15 protein-coding genes are annotated in these 16,928 nt (G+C 60.0%); 9 read left to right on the top strand and 6 right to left on the bottom strand.

The window, feature by feature from the left end; translation table 11 throughout:
* Positions 1-5 precede the first annotated feature (5 nt).
* Positions 6-1,493 (top strand): helicase HerA-like domain-containing protein, encoded by a 1,488-nt coding sequence (locus IF199_RS23595; protein ID WP_192558843.1) that lies wholly within the window; start codon positions 6-8, stop codon positions 1,491-1,493.
* A 33-nt stretch (positions 1,494-1,526) separates the two neighbouring features.
* On the opposite strand, the gene IF199_RS23590 is transcribed toward IF199_RS23595, so the two are convergent.
* Positions 1,527-1,982, bottom strand: a complete 456-nt coding sequence (locus IF199_RS23590) for a DUF721 domain-containing protein (protein WP_192558842.1) — start codon at positions 1,980-1,982, stop codon at positions 1,527-1,529.
* Positions 1,983-2,289: 307 nt separating this feature from the next.
* Here IF199_RS23590 and secA point away from each other — a divergent pair, with 307 nt between their 5' ends.
* From secA to IF199_RS23570, 4 genes are all read left to right on the top strand, one after another.
* Positions 2,290-5,028 carry a preprotein translocase subunit SecA gene (secA, locus tag IF199_RS23585; protein ID WP_096818321.1) on the top strand — a complete coding sequence of 913 codons (2,739 nt, stop codon included), beginning with the start codon at positions 2,290-2,292 and terminating at the stop codon, positions 5,026-5,028.
* A gap of 122 nt (positions 5,029-5,150) precedes the next feature.
* A complete protein-coding gene (argJ, locus tag IF199_RS23580; RefSeq protein WP_096818319.1) occupies positions 5,151-6,368 on the top strand; it encodes a bifunctional glutamate N-acetyltransferase/amino-acid acetyltransferase ArgJ in 1,218 nt (405 codons plus the stop codon).
* A 62-nt stretch (positions 6,369-6,430) separates the two neighbouring features.
* Positions 6,431-7,063 (top strand): glutathione S-transferase family protein, encoded by a 633-nt coding sequence (locus tag IF199_RS23575; protein ID WP_192558841.1) that lies wholly within the window; start codon positions 6,431-6,433, stop codon positions 7,061-7,063.
* Positions 7,060-8,004 (top strand): Nudix family hydrolase, encoded by a 945-nt coding sequence (locus tag IF199_RS23570; RefSeq protein ID WP_192558840.1) that lies wholly within the window; start codon positions 7,060-7,062, stop codon positions 8,002-8,004. The genes IF199_RS23575 and IF199_RS23570 overlap by 4 nt, the downstream gene beginning before the upstream one ends.
* Before the next feature lie 46 nt (positions 8,005-8,050).
* On the opposite strand, the gene IF199_RS23565 is transcribed toward IF199_RS23570, so the two are convergent.
* Genes IF199_RS23565 through IF199_RS23555 form a run of 3 tightly spaced genes read right to left on the bottom strand, consistent with a single transcriptional unit; the run spans position 8,051 to position 11,635 of the window.
* Complete coding sequence (locus IF199_RS23565) at positions 8,051-8,632, bottom strand: cob(I)yrinic acid a,c-diamide adenosyltransferase (protein ID WP_192558839.1); 582 nt, start codon at positions 8,630-8,632, stop codon at positions 8,051-8,053.
* Positions 8,633-8,635: 3 nt separating this feature from the next.
* Entirely contained in the window at positions 8,636-10,672 is a 2,037-nt protein-coding gene (locus IF199_RS23560; protein ID WP_096818311.1) for a sensor histidine kinase, read from the bottom strand.
* Positions 10,673-10,717: 45 nt separating this feature from the next.
* Positions 10,718-11,635, bottom strand: coding sequence for a putative 2-dehydropantoate 2-reductase (locus tag IF199_RS23555; protein ID WP_192558838.1), 918 nt, complete (start codon positions 11,633-11,635; stop codon positions 10,718-10,720).
* 140 nt (positions 11,636-11,775) lie between these two features.
* On the opposite strand from IF199_RS23555, the gene IF199_RS23550 reads away from it, so the two are divergent.
* Together IF199_RS23550 and IF199_RS23545 are read left to right on the top strand one after the other, a co-directional pair.
* A complete protein-coding gene (locus IF199_RS23550) occupies positions 11,776-12,261 on the top strand; it encodes a YajQ family cyclic di-GMP-binding protein (protein ID WP_007951218.1) in 486 nt (161 codons plus the stop codon).
* Positions 12,262-12,399: 138 nt separating this feature from the next.
* A complete protein-coding gene (locus tag IF199_RS23545; RefSeq protein ID WP_007951217.1) occupies positions 12,400-13,239 on the top strand; it encodes a mechanosensitive ion channel family protein in 840 nt (279 codons plus the stop codon).
* Positions 13,240-13,360: 121 nt separating this feature from the next.
* Here the strand turns inward: IF199_RS23545 and IF199_RS23540 are convergent, their stop codons facing one another.
* Entirely contained in the window at positions 13,361-14,713 is a 1,353-nt protein-coding gene (locus IF199_RS23540; RefSeq protein WP_192558837.1) for an OprD family porin, read from the bottom strand.
* A gap of 878 nt (positions 14,714-15,591) precedes the next feature.
* Here IF199_RS23540 and IF199_RS23535 point away from each other — a divergent pair.
* Both IF199_RS23535 and IF199_RS23530 read left to right on the top strand, forming a co-directional pair.
* Positions 15,592-16,017: an HIT family protein gene (locus tag IF199_RS23535; protein ID WP_192560997.1), complete on the top strand. Its 426-nt coding sequence runs from the start codon at positions 15,592-15,594 to the stop codon at positions 16,015-16,017.
* Between the two features lie 2 nt (positions 16,018-16,019).
* Positions 16,020-16,226, top strand: coding sequence for a SlyX family protein (locus IF199_RS23530; protein WP_096818305.1), 207 nt, complete (start codon positions 16,020-16,022; stop codon positions 16,224-16,226).
* Positions 16,227-16,309: 83 nt separating this feature from the next.
* Here the strand turns inward: IF199_RS23530 and IF199_RS30480 are convergent, their stop codons facing one another.
* Positions 16,310-16,912: a cold-shock protein gene (locus IF199_RS30480; protein WP_096818303.1), complete on the bottom strand. Its 603-nt coding sequence runs from the start codon at positions 16,910-16,912 to the stop codon at positions 16,310-16,312.
* Between the last annotated feature and the right edge of the window lie 16 nt (positions 16,913-16,928).

The raw sequence follows: 16,928 nt of genomic DNA, 5'->3' as shown, positions 1-16,928 counted from the left end.
ACCAAATGCCTGACTCCTCGCAACTCGTTATCGGCGCCGATCTCGCCGGGCAACCGATCGCCCAGGCGATGCGCCTGGCCAACCGTCATGGACTGGTGGCCGGCGCGACCGGCACTGGCAAGACCGTCACCCTGCAACGGCTGGCTGAAGCGTTCAGTGACGCCGGGGTCGCGGTGTTCGCCGCCGACATCAAGGGTGACCTGTGCGGCCTCGGCGCCGCCGGCAATCCCCAGGGCAAGGTCGCCGAGCGCATCGCCGGCATGCCGTGGCTCAACTACAAGCCTCAGGCTTATCCCGTGACCTTGTGGGACATTCACGGTGAGTCCGGTCATCCGCTGCGCACCACGCTGAGCGAAATGGGGCCATTGTTGATCGGTGCCTTGCTGGAACTGACCGACAGCCAACAGTCGGCGCTCTACGCGGCGTTCAAGGTCGCGGATCGTGAAGGCCTGTTGTTGCTGGACCTGAAAGACTTGAAAGCGCTGCTCAATCACCTCAAGGACAACCCGCAGCTGCTAGGAGAGGATTCGGCGCTGTTTACCACCGGTTCCAGTCAGGCACTGTTGCGGCGTCTGGCGATCCTTGAGCAGCAGGGCGCCGAAGCGTTGTTCGGCGAGCCGGCGCTGCAACTGGAAGACATTCTGCAACCGGCTGCCGACGGTCGCGGGCGGATTCATTTGCTGGATGCCAGTCGTCTGGTGCATGAAGCGCCGAAGGTCTACGCGACGTTCCTGCTCTGGTTGCTCGCCGAGCTGTTCGAGCAATTGCCGGAACGAGGCGATGCCGACAAACCGTTGCTGGCGCTGTTCTTTGACGAAGCGCACTTGTTGTTCGGCGATACGCCCAAGGCCTTGCAGGAACGTCTGGAGCAGGTGGTGCGACTGATCCGTTCCAAGGGCGTCGGTGTGTATTTCGTCACCCAGTCGCCGGGCGATTTGCCGGACGATGTGCTGGCGCAACTGGGCCTGCGGGTCCAGCACGGTCTGCGGGCATTCACCGCCAAGGAGCAGAAATCCCTGCGGGCGGTGGCGGATGGCTTCCGGCCGAATCCGGCGTTCGATACGTTGTCGGTGTTGACTGAACTCGGGATTGGCGAGGCGCTGGTCGGCACCTTGCAGGAAAAAGGCACGCCGGAAATGGTCCAGCGGGTGCTGGTGGCGCCGCCGCAATCGCGGATCGGGCCGTTGACCGAGACCGAACGCACCGTGCTGATTGCCGGTTCGCCGTTCAAGGGTCGCTATGACAAGCCAATCGATCGAGAGTCGGCCTATGAAATCCTGATGGGGCGCAAGGGGCTGGCGCCGGAAGGTGAAGCGGCACCCGGCAAACCGGCAGTCGCGGAGCCAAGCCTGGCGGACAAGGCCGGGGAGTTCCTCGGGACGGCAGCGGGGCAGGCGCTCAAGTCGGCGATGCGCCAGGCAGCGAATTCGCTGGGTAAACAGTTGGTGCGCGGCCTGATGGGTTCTCTGCTCGGTGGCAGTAAACGTCGATAACACCCGTGGGAGCGTGCTCCCACAGGTTTTTGGTCAGGATTTGGCTTTAGCGTGCGCCGCCAGACGCTCCAGCGCCGCACGCAGGTTCGGATCACTGATCCCGTCGGCGGTCGACTGAATGGTCGCCGCCGCATCCGTCGACAAGTCCATCGTGTGCCCGGCTGCACCGCGCTGCACCGTTGCCGGCTGGACCTTGAACTGAATCCGCGTCAGGTTGGCGAACTCATCGAACATCTGCAGTTGCCGTTGCAGGCGTTTTTGCTGGTAGCGCAGGCGTGTGGCCCAATGGCCATCGGTGACAATCAGCAACAGATTGCCTTCACGCCACGACGCGACATGACAATGCTCGCGGGCGGCGGGTTGCAGTTGGCTTTCGAGCAGGCGTTGCAGACGGCCCAGACGTTGGGCATGGCCGAGGATGGCTTTCAGCGGCTTGGCTTCGCGAAGCAGAACGGCGGGCGCTCTGGCTGTAAGAGGGCGAAATGCCATGATCTAACACCTGAAGTAACAGAGGCGCCATGGTAGCAGATAGCACCCATTTCACTCGCCCATTGCTTTTGTCCCTGCTTTGCCCATTAAATCAACGACTAACTTCTGCCTCCAACGGCTTGAAGTTGAGCAAAACGCCCCTATTTTAAGTGAGCCCCGTCAAAGCGCAGTGCCAGCATCGTGGAATATCGCCACTTTCCTCACCACCGTTTCCGGGTAGAATGCTCGTTCGCATGCGGCCATGAGGGCTGCACGGGCGACTCACGGGGCCGCCCTCCATCCCTTTAGTGTGGAAGATCCTGCCGATATGTTTGCGCCTTTGTTAAAGAAACTTTTTGGAAGCAAGAACGAGCGTGAAGTCAAACGCATGCTCAAGACGGTGCAGCTCGTCAATGCCTTCGAAGAGAAGATGGTCGCCCTCTCGGACGATCAACTGCGCGCCAAGACCGCAGAGTTCAAGGACCGCATCGCCAAAGGGGAAACCCTCGACAAGCTGTTGCCGGAAGCTTTTGCGGTCGCCCGCGAAGCCGGCAAGCGCGTCATGGGCATGCGTCACTTCGACGTCCAGCTGATCGGCGGCATGACCCTGCATGAAGGCCGGATTGCCGAAATGCGTACCGGTGAAGGCAAGACCCTGGTGGGTACCCTGGGCGTTTACCTCAACGCGCTGTCCGGCAAGGGCGTGCACGTTGTGACCGTGAACGACTACCTGGCCCGCCGTGACGCCAACTGGATGCGTCCGCTGTATGAATTCCTCGGCCTGACCGTCGGCATCGTGACGCCGTTCCAGCCGCCGGAAGAGAAACGTCTGGCCTACGCCGCCGACATTACCTACGGCACCAACAACGAATTCGGGTTCGACTACCTGCGCGACAACATGGCGTTCAGCATGGAAGAGAAATTCCAGCGCGAACTCAACTTTGCCGTGATCGACGAAGTCGACTCCATCCTCATCGACGAAGCGCGTACCCCGCTGATCATTTCCGGTCAGGCCGAGGACAGCTCCAAGCTGTACATCGAGATCAACAAACTGATCCCGAAACTCAAGCTGCACGTCGAAGAAGTCGAAGGCGTCGTCACCCAGGAAGGCCATTTCACCGTTGACGAGAAGACCCGTCAGGTCGAACTCAACGAAGCCGGTCACCAGTTCATCGAAGACCAGCTGACCAGCATCGGTCTGCTGGCCGAAGGCGAGAGCCTGTACTCGGCGCATAACCTGAGCCTGCTGACTCACGTTTACGCCGGTCTGCGTGCGCACAAGCTGTTCAACCGCAACGTTGAATACATCGTGCAGGACGGTCAGGTCGTACTGGTCGACGAACACACCGGCCGTACCATGCCGGGCCGTCGTCTGTCCGAAGGCCTGCACCAGGCCATCGAAGCCAAGGAAAACCTGAACATCCAGGCCGAGAGCCAGACCCTGGCATCGACCACGTTCCAGAACTACTTCCGTCTGTACGACAAGCTGTCCGGCATGACCGGTACGGCCGATACCGAAGCGTTCGAATTCCACCAGATCTATGGTCTGCCGGTCATCGTGATCCCGACCAACAAGCCGTTGGCCCGTAAGGACTACAACGACCTGGTGTTCCTGACCGCCGAAGAGAAATACGCGGCGATCGTCAATGACATCAAGGAAAGCATGGCTGCCGGTCGTCCGGTGCTGGTGGGTACTGCCACCATCGAAACTTCCGAGCACATGTCCGCATTGCTCGTGAAGGAAGGCATCGAACACAAGGTTCTGAACGCCAAGTTCCACGAAAAAGAAGCCGAGATCATCGCGCAGGCCGGTCGTCCGGGCGCCCTGACCATCGCTACCAACATGGCCGGTCGTGGTACCGACATCCTGTTGGGCGGCAACTGGGAAGTTGAAGTCGCGTCGCTGGAAAACCCGACCCCTGAGCAGATCGCCCAGATCAAGGCCGACTGGCAGAAGCGTCACCAGCAAGTGCTGGAGTCCGGCGGCTTGCAGGTGATCGCGTCCGAGCGTCACGAATCCCGTCGTATCGACAACCAGCTGCGTGGCCGTGCCGGCCGTCAGGGTGACGCCGGTTCGAGCCGCTTCTACCTGTCGCTGGAAGACAGCCTGATGCGCATCTTCGCCTCTGACCGGGTGAAGAACTTCATGAAAGCCCTGGGCATGCAGTCCGGTGAAGCGATCGAGCACCGCATGGTGACCAACGCCATCGAGAAGGCACAGCGCAAGGTTGAAGGCCGCAACTTCGACATTCGCAAGCAATTGCTCGAGTTCGACGACGTCAACAACGAACAGCGTAAAGTGATCTATCACATGCGTAACACGTTGCTGGCCGCGGACAACATCGGCGAGACCATTGCCGACTTCCGTCAGGACGTACTGAACGCCACCGTCAGTGCTCACATTCCGCCGCAATCGCTGCCAGAGCAGTGGGATGTGGCCGGTCTGGAAGCGTCGATCGCCAGCGACTTCGGTGTGAAACTGCCGATCCAGCAATGGCTCGACGAAGACGATCACCTGTACGAAGAAACCCTGCGCGAGAAGCTGATGAACGAGCTGATCGCCGCGTACAACGAGAAAGAAGACCAGGCCGGTGCCGATGCACTGCGCTCCTTCGAGAAGCAGATCGTGCTGCGCGTTCTGGACGACCTGTGGAAAGACCACCTGTCGACCATGGATCACCTGCGTCACGGCATCCACCTGCGTGGCTACGCCCAGAAGAACCCGAAGCAGGAATACAAGCGCGAGTCCTTCACGCTGTTCTCCGAGCTGCTGGATTCGATCAAGCGCGACTCGATCCGTGTGCTGTCGCACGTTCAGGTTCGCCGCGAAGATCCGGCCGAGGAAGAGGCGCGTCTGCGTCAGGAAGCCGAAGCGCTGGCCGCGCGCATGCAGTTCGAACACGCCGAGGCGCCAGGTCTGGAGCAGCCGGAAGCACTGGTCGGTGAAGAGGTCGATGTGGCCCTGGCCACCGCGCCGGTTCGCAACGAGCAGAAGCTGGGCCGCAACGAATTGTGCTACTGCGGTTCGGGCAAGAAATTCAAGCATTGCCACGGGCAGATCCAGTAAAACCCGTTTCAATCGCTGATATACCCGCGCCGCGACCGGCACCAGCCGTCGCGGCGTTTTGCCATTTACACCACCGTCACTACGCTTGGCGGTGCTGACATCATTGAGTAAGGAGCGCATTCATGGCTGTTGGTCTTGGTCCTTTGCCAACGTTGCACCCGGTTGCCGGTTTTGAACTCGGTATCGCTTCGGCCGGCATCAAGCGCCCTGGGCGCAAGGATGTCGTCGTGATGCGCTGTGCCGAAGGTTCCACCGTGGCGGGCGTGTTCACGTTGAACGCTTTCTGCGCCGCGCCGGTGATCCTGGCCAAGAAACGCGTGCAGAACGCTGTGCGCTACCTGTTGACCAACACCGGCAATGCCAACGCTGGCACCGGCGAGCCGGGCCTGGCCGCCGCTGAGCGCACGACCGCGAAACTGGCTGAACTGACCGGCGTGGATGCCAGCCAGATCCTGCCGTACTCCACTGGCGTGATCGGCGAGCCGCTGCCGGTCGAGAAGATCGAAGGCGCCTTGCAGGCTGCGCTGGACGATCTGTCGGAAAACAACTGGGAAGCGGCCGCCACCGGCATCATGACCACCGACACGCTGCCAAAAGGCGCCAGCCGCCAGTTCCAGCATGACGGCGTGACCATCACTGTCACCGGCATCAGCAAGGGCGCGGGCATGATCCGTCCGAACATGGCGACCATGCTCGGCTACATCGCCACCGACGCCAAAGTCTCCCGCGACGTGTTGCACAACCTGATGCTGGACGGCGCCAACAAGTCGTTCAACCGCATCACCATCGACGGCGACACCTCGACCAACGACTGCTGCATGCTGATCGCCACCGGTAAGGCAGCGCTGCCGGAAATCACCCGTGCCGAAGGCGAGCTGTTCGCCAAGCTGAAACAGGCCGTGTTCGAAGTGTGCATGGACGTGGCTCAGGCCATCGTGCGTGACGGCGAAGGCGCGACCAAGTTCGTGACCGTTGAAGTCAACGGCGGCGGCAATCACCAGGAATGCCTGGACGTCGGCTACACCGTGGCCCACTCGCCGCTGATCAAGACTGCACTGTTCGCTTCCGACCCGAACTGGGGCCGTATCCTCGCCGCTGTCGGCCGTGCCGGCGTGCCGGATCTGGACGTGAGCAAGATTGACGTGTTCCTCGGTGAAGTGTGCATCGCCAGTCGTGGCGCCCGTGCTGCTACCTACACTGAAGCCCAGGGCTCGGCAGTGATGCAGCAGGAAGAAATCACCATCCGTATCGAACTGGGTCGCGGCGATTGCAGCGAAACCATCTGGACCACCGACCTGTCCCACGAGTACGTGAAGATCAACGCCGAATACCGCACCTGATCCCTGCCGAAGAGGGAGGTCTGCGGGCCTCCTTTTCTTCTGTCCCATGAAAGGACCCGAACATGAGCCTTCACCTGATCATCGGCGACAAACTGCTTTCCTCCTGGTCCCTGCGCGCGGCACTGGCGCTTGAACTGACCGGCGCGCCCTACACCGAAGAGCTGATCAAGCTCGGCAAGCCCGATACCCGCGAGCGCCTGCTCAAGCATTCGCCCACCGGCAAGGTACCGCTGCTGACCACCGCACGGGGCACCATCGCCGACTCTCTGGCGATTGCCGAATACCTGGCCGAACAGTTTCCTTCCGAGCAGCTCTGGCCGACTGATATCGCGGCCCGCGCTCAGGCGCGTTCTGCCTGCGCGCAGATGCACAGCGGCTTCTTCGCCATGCGCAATCACATGCCGTTCAACCTGAGCCACGACGCGCCGCTCAACCCGGTACCGCCGGAAGTGAAGGTCGATGTCGAGCGCATGCTCGCGCTGTGGGCCGAATGCCGTGCCGTGGCTACCGAGCCGGGGCCGTTCCTGTTTGGTCGCGTGTCGTTGGCGGATGCGTTCTTCGCGCCGATTGCCGTGCGCCTGCGTACCTATCAGGTGCGGCTGCCGGCCGAAGACGAAGCCTATGTTGAAACCGTTTATCAGTGGCCGGCCTTCAAGGCCTGGCAAAAGGCAGGACTGGAGGAGTTGCAGTCGTGAAACGTGTACACGTCGCTGCTGCCGTCATCCGTGACGACAGCGGCAAAATCCTCATCGCCCGCCGGGCCGATACCCAGCACCAGGGCGGTCTGTGGGAATTTCCCGGTGGCAAGGTCGAGGCCGATGAGTCGGTTGAAACTGCGCTGGCCCGTGAGCTGCACGAAGAGTTGGGCATTGTCGTCGGCGCTGCCCGCCCGTTGATCAAGGTTCGCCACGATTACCCGGACAAGCAGGTGTTGCTGGATGTCTGGGAAGTCTCAAGCTTCACCGGCGAGCCCCACGGCGCCGAAGGCCAGCCCTTGGCCTGGGTGTCGGCCAAAGAACTGACGAATTATGAATTCCCGGCAGCCAACCAGCCGATCGTGGCGGCGGCGCGTCTGCCTGCTGAATACCTGATCACCCCGGAAGATCTGGAAACCCCGGCCTTGCTGCGCGGCATCCAGAAGGCTATTGCCGGGGGCATCAAGCTGATCCAGCTGCGTGCGCCCAATGGTTATGACCCGAAGTACCGCGATCTGGCGGTGGACGCGGTCGGCCTGTGTGCCGGCAAGGCGCAGTTGATGATCAAGGGCCCGTTCGAGTGGCTGGGCGATTTCCCGTCCGCCGGTTGGCACATTACCTCGGCTCAGCTGCGCAAGTACGCGGCAGCGGGGCGTCCGCTACCGGCGGAGCGTTGGTTGGCGGCGTCCTGCCACAATGCTGAAGAACTGGCGCTGGCCGAGCAGATGGGCGTGGATTTCGTCACTCTTTCACCAGTGCAGCCGACCCTGACTCATCCGGATGCGCAGCCGCTGGGCTGGGAGCAGGCTTCGACGCTGATCGAAGGCTTCAGCAAGCCGGTATTCCTGTTGGGCGGTGTTGGCCCGGCCGAGCGCGAGAAAGCGTGGAATGCCGGGGCTCAGGGTGTGGCGGGGATTCGGGCCTTCTGGCCTGAGGCCTGAGGCCTGACTGGGCATCTGAACACTCCCGCGCCTGGCGTGGGAGTGATCAGTTTTCGGGTTTTGCGGCGGGTTGCCACAGAATCTCGGCAATGCCCTGGCGCCGCGCAATCAGCCTTGCCGCCACAAACAACAGATCCGACAAGCGATTGATGTAAGCCAGGCCCACCCCGGCCAACGGTTCGATCGCATTCAAATGCTGGCAACGCCGCTCGGCACTGCGCGCCAGGCTGCGGCAGACATGCGCCTGGGCAATCAGCATCGAGCCGCCGGGCAGAATGAAGTTTTCCAGCGGCCCCAATTCCTCGTTCCAGACATCGATGGCTGCTTCCAGCCGTTCGATTTCTGCCGTGCTCAGCGCCTGATATTCCGGCATCGCCAGCTCGCCCCCGAGGTCGAACAAGCGGTGCTGACAGGGCGCCAGCACGTCGATCAATTCATTCAGCCCTGGACAGGTTTCGCGTTCGGCGAGCAACCCGGCCAGCAGCACGCCGACCTGACTGTTCAGCGTGTCGACCTCGCCAATGGCTTCGATGCGCGGGTGATCCTTGGGTACGCGGCGACCATCGCCGAGGCCGGTTTCGCCTTTGTCGCCGGTGCGGGTGTAGATCTTCGACAAGCGAAAGCCCATGGTTTACCTCGGTAGTTGATTGGTTTCTGCGGCAATGGGTGCAGGTTGCGTCAGCGGCAGGCGCAGGGTGAAGCAGGTCCCTTGTCCCGGTGCCGACTGCACTTCCATCTGCCCTTTGTGGTTGTTGGTGATGATGAAATACGACACCGACAGCCCGAGCCCCGTGCCCTGGCCGATTTCCTTGGTGGTGAAGAACGGCTCGAAGGTACGTTTGCGCACGTTCTCGCTCATGCCGATGCCGTTGTCCTCGACCTGTATCTCGGCCCACGGCGGATTGAGTTTGGTGCGCAAGATGATCCGCCCCGGCTCGCTGTCGTCTTCGCGCAGGTGGATCGCCTGCGCAGCGTTTTTCAGCAGGTTGAGCAGCACCTGTTCCAGCTCGTTGGCGGTGCCCGGAACCGGACCCAGCGCCGGATCGAACTGACGGATGATCGCCTGCCCCTTGAAGTCGAAACCAATCGCCAGGTCGAAGTCGTTGCCGGCGATATCCACGGCTTGATCGATCAGCGCCGGCAGGTCGCACGGGGCCATCTGCCGGGTGCTGCGGCGACTGAAACTGAGCATGTGGGTAACGATTTTTGCCGCCCGGGCACCGGCCTGCTGAATGCCGTCGAGCAATTGCGGGACTTCCCGGCCTTGCAGGTAGCGGTTCACGGTATCCAGTTCGATGCCCAGTTGTTCGGCCTGTTCGAGGTTCTTCGGCAGGTCGGGCGACAGGCGCCGGCGAATGTTCTGCACGTTGTGCAGGATCGCCCCCAGCGGGTTGTTGATTTCGTGGGCCATGCCGGCAGCGAGGCCGCCGACCGAGAGCATTTTTTCCGATTGCACCATCATGTCTTCCAGCGACAGGCGCTGGGTGATGTCGTCGATCCGGATCACCACGCCGCGTCCGGCACCGCCCATCAGCGGGTAGAAGGTCAGGGCGTAATGCTTGGGCTCGTCGTCCTTGAACCAGGTCACCCGCTCGATTTTCGCCACGGTGTGCTGTTCGACGGTCTGCTTGAGCTGCGGCAGGAACGGCTTGAGCGGTTCGAACGCGAGAAAGATCGGCTGGTTCAGCGCTTCGTCCAGCCGGGTGCCGGAGAGGGCGCTGGCCTCCTGGTTCCATTGCGTGACATAGAGCTGCTCGTCGAGGGCGATCAGCGCCGAGGGCATGGAGTCGATGATGCTGTTGAGGTAGTTCTGAAAGCCCGTGAGCTTCTTCTCGATCTTGCTCCGCACCTGGACTTCCAGCTCCAGTTTGCGGTTGGTGTGGCGGGTTTCTTCGGCCAGCCCCTGCGCCTGATCGTAGGCGGCTTGCGAGTCGTCGCGGGCGCGCTTGAGTTGCTGCTCCCGGGCCTCGATGCGCGAGAGCATGGTGTTGAAGGCCTCGGCCAGGCTGCCGATTTCGTCGTGGTTGCCGCGTGAGGCGCGCAGGGCGTAGTTCTCCTCGCGGGTCACCTGGCGGGACAGTTCTTCGAGTTGATGGATCGGCCGGGTGATCAGGCGTTTGATTTGCCGGGCAATCACCAGCCACAACAGCACGCTGAAGATCAGGATTCCGAGGCTCGCCGTCAGGGTGCCGGTGTAGAACGCCATCGGCAGTTCGCTGCTGGCCACCAGCAACAGATGACCTGGCGCAGTGTCGGGACGGGGCAGGGTGATCAGTTGGTTGCTGCGAAACTCGGTGAGTTGCCAGGCTTCGATATGCCGGTAGCGCTCCGGCAGGTTGAGCTTGTCGCCACGTTGCACCTGCGCAATGCGATCGCCCTTGCCGTCATACAGGGCGGCAGCGCGCAGCGGCGAGTAACTGTCGAGTTCCTTGAGCAGGCGCTCGGCACTTTGCGGTGACTGCAAGGCTTCGGCGACCAGGCTCGGGTTCGATACCAGTCGGCCAATGGTCTGCAGCGCCTGGGGCGCCATGCTTTCCTGGGAAATGTAATAGGCCGCGCTGATAAAGGTCAGGTTGGCGACCAGTAACACGGTGGTCAACAGCACCAGCAGGGCGGCCAGCAGTTTCTGGCCGACCGGCAGGTTTTCGAGGCGCTGGCGCAATGGCATCAGGTTTATCGCAGCAAAGGAACAAGTGGGCAGCGTAGCCGCTGCTCAGTCGACGGGCAATCCGAGACTGTGCAGATGCGCGGTCAGGCGCTGCTGCAATTGCTTCAGATGCGGCAGGTTGAGCTGGTGCCGCTGCGCAACCTTGCAGGCATGGCCCAGCAGGTAGCTGATCTCGGTGCGGCGTTTGCTGGCCACGTCCTGATACATGGACGAGAAATTGGCTGCGGTGGCTGAAATCACCCGTTCGACTTCCTGTTGCAGGTTGTCCGCCGCTGCTGGCTGGCCGCAACGCTCCAGCAATTCGGTCAGTTCGGCGCACAGCGTGGCGACTTCGCAGTGATGTTCCTGCAATCCACCGTTGCGGCAGTCGTGTAACACCGTCAGCGGATTGATCGCACAGTTGAGCGCCAGTTTTCGCCACAGCCGGGTGAGGATGTCGGCGCTCCATTCATGAGGAATCTTTGCCGCTTCAAGATCATCCAGCCAGAACGGTGCCACGGGATGACCGGCATCGCCGAGCCAAGTGTAACCGTGGCCGGCGAACACCACGCGCCAGTCGCCATCGCGAAACGCGCCTTCGGTGCTGGAGGCGCTGATGCAACGGGCCTGCGGGACTTGCGCGGCGACCGCTTCCTGACTGCCGAGGCCATTCTGCAAAAGAATCAGTTCTGCATCCGGCGCCAGGCGATGAGCGACGCCGGCCACGGCGCTTTCGGCGTCGTAGGCCTTGCACGCCACCAGCAGACGACGGATCGGTTCGGGACTGTCCGGCGTTTCGCCAGGGATGGCGTAGCTGCTGGCCACGCCTTGTTCCACGAGGGTCAGGCCGCCCGCCGTCGCATAGTCATGCAAACGATCGATATCGCGCAGGATCAACCGGACCGGCAATCCGGCCCGGGCCAGACGCGTGGCCCAGAGTGTGCCGAGACTTCCGGCGCCGAGGATGTGCCAGGGGGTGGACATCAGTTTTTCACTCGGTAAGGTACAGGCATGCAAGGCTCGCCGTGTCGGTGGGAAAAGACCCGTTATAATGAGCCCGATTTTAACCGCAAGCCAAGCGCGCCGCGTCCTGAACGAGCGCGCCTTTTTATTGGAGAGATTACATGCCGTCGTTCGACGTGGTATCCGAACTGGACAAACACGAACTCACCAACGCGGTCGAGAACGCCGTGAAGGAACTCGATCGTCGTTATGACCTGAAAGGCAAGGGCAGCTTCGAATTCAAGGAAAAGGACCTGACCGTCCACCTGACCGCTGAAGCCGATTTCCAGCTGGAAGCGATGATCGAGATCCTCAAGCTGGCCCTGGTCAAGCGCAAGATCGACGTACAGTGCCTCGAAGTCAAAGACTCCTTCGCATCGGGCAAACTGATGAAGCAGGACGCCGTGCTGAAGGAAGGCATCGACAAGGAACTGGCGAAGAAGATCGTCGGCCACATCAAGGAAGCCAAGCTCAAGGTGCAGGCCGCCATTCAGGGCGAGCAGGTGCGTGTGACCGGCAAGAAGCGTGATGACCTGCAGGAAGCCATCGCTGCCCTGCGCGCCAAGGAATTCGGCATGCCACTGCAATTCAACAACTTCCGCGACTGAGCCATCCGAGTCGGGAACCTCTCGGCGTTTTCAGCGTCCGAGGCCCAAGCAGCGGCAGAAACGATTGAGCCCCCACAGGGCCGGTCGTTCTGCCGCTGATTTTTTCAGCCCGGGAAGCCGGCAATCAGGAGATAAAAGATGGATTTGAATGCTGAGGTAGACAACCTGGTCAAGGCGTCCCAGGCGTGGATTCCGATGATCATGGAATACGGCAGTCGTGTGCTGTTGGCGGTGATTACCCTGGCGATCGGCTGGTGGCTGATCAACAAGGTCACGCAAAAACTCGGTGGCCTGCTGGCTCTGCGCAATGCCGACCTGGCTTTGCAAGGTTTCATCAGCAGCCTGGCCAACATCATTCTCAAGGTGCTGTTGATCGTCAGCGTGGCATCGATGATCGGCGTCGAGACCACTTCGTTCGTGGCGGCAATCGGTGCGGCCGGCCTGGCCATCGGCCTGGCATTGCAGGGCAGCCTGGCGAACTTCGCTGGTGGCGTGCTGATTCTGCTGTTCCGTCCGTTCCGTATCGGTGACTGGATCGAAGCGCAAGGCGTGGCGGGTACTGTCGACAGCATCCAGATTTTCCACACCGTGCTGCGTACCGGCGACAACAAGACCATCATCGTGCCGAACGGCAATCTGTCGAATGGCATCATTACCAACACCAACCGTCAGCCAACCCGCAAGGTTGTGTTTGATGTGGGTGTCGATTACGAAGCCGATCTGCAAAAGGCCCGTCAGGTGCTTCTGGATCTAGCCAAGGATGATCGCGTTCTGCAGGATCCGGCGCCGCAGGCTGTCATTTCCACCTTGGGCGATAGTTCGATCACTGTTTCCCTGCGGGTCTGGGTTAAAACTGCAGACTATTGGGATGTGATGTTCATGTTTAACGAACAATCCCGTGATCGTTTAAAGACTGCCGGCATCGATATTCCGTTTCCACAGCGAGTGATTCGTGTGGTTCAGGAATCGGCGGTGTAATGATAGGTTGCTAATTAATTGCCTGACTTGTTGGTCAGGCATTTATTACAAGTGACAGATAACAAAAAAGGCCCATCCGAAGATGGGCCTTTTTTTATGCTACCAAACTAACCACTGACGATTACAAGATGTTCAGTGGGTACTCGGTGATCAGACGGAACTCTTTAACGTCGCCTTCGCCTTCATCAGCGTTAGCAACGTGCCACGCTTGACGAATACGGAAGGACAGGTCTTTTGCCGGACCGCTTTGAACCACATATTTGGCTTCAAAGTTGGTTTCGTGGTGTTTGCCGTCTTCACCGTAAGCACCGGTGTAAGAGCTGCCCGCCGGAGTGTGGGTACCGTCGATGTCCCAACCTTTGACGTAACGAACCATGAAGCTCAGGCCAGGAACGCCATACTCAGCCATTTTCAGGTCGTAACGGGCTTGCAGGGATTTCTCGCCTGGGCCGTTGAAGTCAGAGTACTGGATGGAGTTGGCGAGGAAGATCGAGTCGCCACCGCGGTTCGAAGGACCGTGGCCACCGACACCGATGTAGTCGAACGGAGTATCGCCATTGACCTTCTGGAAGGCCAGGGTGAAGGTGTGCGCCTTCAGGAACGACAAGGCGGTTGCCAGGGAGAACGCAGTGTTGCTGATCTCGCCAGCTTTGGCGCTGCCGGTGTCAGTGGTGCGGTAAATGTTGAAGTCAGTGTTCAGCGAAGTGTCACCACCGAATGGGGTGGTGAGGTTCACGTTGGCGTAGTACTGGTTCCAGATGTCTTCCAGTTTGGCGCCGTACAGCGAAGCCGACAGGTTGTCGGTGATGCCGTATTTGCCGCCGAAGTAGTCGATCGAGTCAGCCTTGACGTTGGCGTAGGTTGCCCACAGCTCGCCGTCACGGGCGTTCTTGTCCTGGCTGGTCGCCGAGTAGAAGTGACCGGCTTCGAGGTCAAGATCTTTGACTTCGCTGCTCTGCAGCTGGAAGCCGCTGGCAGTTTGAGGAAGGATGCGGGAACCGCCGACAGCGAACACTGGAGCAGTGCTTGGCTGCTGATCACCGATTTTCAGCTCGGTTTTGGAGATGCGGAACTTGATGGCAGCGCCGGCTTTGCCTTGGCTATTGTCCGCTTCACGAACGCCGTGGGCATTCGGGGTGTCGCTACGGCTCATGTTGCCCGAACCGGAAGTGCCGTCACCGCCATCCAGTTTGACAGCCAGGTAACCGAATGCGTCGATACCTACGCCGACAGTACCTTGGGTGTAACCGGAGTTGAAGTTGGTGAGGAAGCCCTGGGTCCAGTCTTTCTGGTCGCGGCCGCCGTTCTTGTTGTCACGGTTGAAGTAGTAGTTCTTCAACGTTTCGGTCAGTTTGGCGTCTTCAACAAAGCCTTTGGCTTCAGACTGGTCACTAACAAACGGTGCGGCCGTAGCCAACTGAGTACTGGCTGCTGTAACGGCCAGTGCGATCATGCTCCACTTCATCACGCGCATCGTGATTTGCTCCTTTGGTTTTAGAAGAGTACTGCCGTCCCACCTGTTTTATTATCTGGGCGGCTCTTTCTTTTTGTGTCGGCGCAAACTTATATCACGCCGACAATGTTGGCGATACTTGCGCATACAACCTTTCATGTTCTTTACGACGCTGTCGCAAATGGCTTGGTTGATGTCGCAAATTCACAGTACCAATGCAGCCGGACTGACAACTTTATCGCTGTTTCTGGGCCTTTTTGCATCGGTAAAAAAGAGTCCCTGGCAAAACACTTGAATCTCCATCGGGCAACCCTGCCACTGTTTTTTTCGGGCTTTGAGCAACCACTTCCCGTGGCGTGCTCATAGCCCATATGAGTACGAATGCAACAAGCGTGCACAAACCGCAAAATTGATGCGGTTATTTTTCTCTGACCCCGCTCGCTGCTGTAAAAACCTTGTAAATACGGGCTCGCGCGCCCCTTTTTGATGAGGGTTGACGCGCTTGCTCGCTTGGTGTTGCCTCGCGCGTTTTTGCGCATGACAACCAAAAACGTTACCGGTTCACCCTGCCAGTGAGTATTTGGCGGATGCCCGAGCCATTGAGCGTAGACGCACTGTACGGTTTTGGTGCAAATAATTTTTCTGGCTGTACTGAATTCAAACACTTGCACCCTGTCATGACCCTGAACGCGGTAGTGAGTCGCGGTCATTCCGGCGTGTTGCCTGGCGCGGTGGGTCTCGTGCTGGTGCGCGATCGCCAGAAATGTTCCATGTCGGGGCGCCGCTTCATCGTGAAGGGCAGGGCATTCGAAGGTATGCTGCCGTCCTGTCGTTTAGTGTGCCCTCCACCGGGCTGGCCCACTAAGCTGAATATTGTCGATCAGCCGGGAGTACACCCAGTGTTTGCTTTAGATTCACGACTTCAACAGGACACGCTGATCATCGGCGACTTCCCGCTCTGCCGGCTGCTGCTGTCCAACGACGCCAACTACCCTTGGTTCATCCTGGTACCTCGTCGCGACGATATCAGCGAGTTGTTTCAATTGGATGTCGCCGACCAGCAGCGTCTGTGGCAGGAAACCACAGCCCTGGCGGAGGTGCTCAAGGACTCGTTCGATGCCGACAAGATGAACGTTGCCACCTTGGGTAACGTTGTCAGCCAGCTGCACATGCATGTGATCGTGCGCAAACGTGATGATGCCGCATGGCCGGCGCCGGTCTGGGGCAAACATCCCGCCAAACCTTACAGCGCCGAGCAGGTAGCCGCGATCCGCGAGCGCCTGCGCCTGGTGCTGGACGAAGATTTCAAGTTTCTGGAGGTTTGATCATGAGCCTGGAAGAACGCGTCAACGATCTGGAAAGCCGTCTGGCGTTTCAGGACGACACCATTCAGGCGTTGAACGACGTGCTGGTGGCGCAACAGAGGGTGGTGGAGCGTCTGCAATTGCAGATGGCCGCGCTGCTGAAGCGGCAGGAAGAAATGGTCGGCCAGTTCGGGTCCTTCGAAGAAGACGCGCCGCCGCCGCACTACTGAACTTCTGCATTTTGTGTGGGCATGATCCTGTAAAAAAAGAAAACCGCGAACAGCCAGGCTGTTCGCGGTTTTTTCGTTTCAGATCAGCGACGCGGCAGGGCGGCGATCACGTCTTCGGCTTGCAGGCCTTTGTCACGGTTCATCACCGAGAACTCCACGCGCTGGCCTTCGACCAGAACGCGGTGGCCTTCGCCACGGATGGCGCGAAAGTGCACGAAAATATCATCGCCGGAATCCCGGGAGATAAAGCCGAAGCCCTTGGAGGTGTTGAACCACTTGACGGTGCCGGTATCGCGGTTGCTCATGTCGTAGCTTTGCGCGGCGGCGGCCGGTGAGGATTTATAGAAGCTGACGGCCAGGTGCACGGCCACGGCAACCAGAGCAATGACCAGGCTGAACAGCACAGCTGGCTGGCCGGCGATGACAGGCATCGGCGCGATCAGGGTCAGGGTTTGCAGGACGACGGTCAGTACCAGCAATGCGCTGACCAGATTTTGCAGATGCTGGCGCGGGCCTTTGTTCCAGTACGGGATCACTGGAGCGAGAACCAGGTTCAGCAGGCCGAAAAAGGCCAGGTAAAGTGCATCGGGCTGTTGCAGGTAAGGTACGGCTTCGGATCTCAAGCTAGGTATGAAGGACAGCAGCAAGGCTGCTGCGCCCATTAGCAGGTGGACGATTTTCAACATTTTTAATGACTCACGT

This window comes from Pseudomonas allokribbensis (assembly GCF_014863605.1).
GTDB lineage: Bacteria > Pseudomonadota > Gammaproteobacteria > Pseudomonadales > Pseudomonadaceae > Aquipseudomonas > Aquipseudomonas allokribbensis.
This window is presented reverse-complemented; position numbering and strand designations above follow the sequence as displayed.